The 582-nt window shown below is 49.3% G+C and carries 1 pseudogene; it reads left to right on the top strand.

What is annotated here, in order from left to right:
• Nucleotides 1–60 precede the first annotated feature (60 nt).
• Nucleotides 61–582 (top strand): annotated as a pseudogene (locus INT21_RS07165) (helix-turn-helix domain-containing protein); the annotation flags it as partial.

Raw genomic sequence — 582 nt, 5'->3', positions numbered from 1 at the left:
TAAGTGAATCCGCATAAGTTATGGTGTATAAAGCGAGGCTTATAACAAGGGAGATGCACCATGTCTCGTCGCTTGCGCTTCATTTCTTTGACGCCCGACCAGCAACCTATCGTTAATGACGCCTACCAGCATGGTGAAAAGAGAGCACTACGCCGCAGAGCCCACGCCATCTTGCTCAGCCACAAAGGCCATACGATTAACCAGATTCGCGACATCCTCGGGGTTAAACGCGATACGGTGTCTACTTGGTTATCCCAATGGGAAAAAGACGGTATTGAAGGCCTTCAAGATAAACCTCGTGAAGGACGACCTAGCCTTCTCAACGAAAGCGAGCTTGCTGTGTTACAGCAACTTGTTGAAGAGCACCCGCATCAATTACCTGTCCTCCATGCTAAGTTTCAGGATAAGACAGGTAAAGTCGTCAGCCAGGACACGTTACGTCGTGCATTAAAAAAAACGGCAACAGTTGTAAGCGGGTACGCCGCTCATTGACTGCGCTGCGTGACGAAACGGATTTTCGTCGTACACAAGGCTTGATCCCGGCTTATTCACGAGACTCACCTGAAAACGAAGATGGCGAGT

This window comes from Halomonas sp. 3F2F (assembly GCF_014897805.1).
Lineage (GTDB): Bacteria > Pseudomonadota > Gammaproteobacteria > Pseudomonadales > Halomonadaceae > Vreelandella.
The sequence above is the reverse complement of the archived record's forward strand: the minus strand, read 5'-3'. Positions and strand labels throughout refer to the sequence as shown.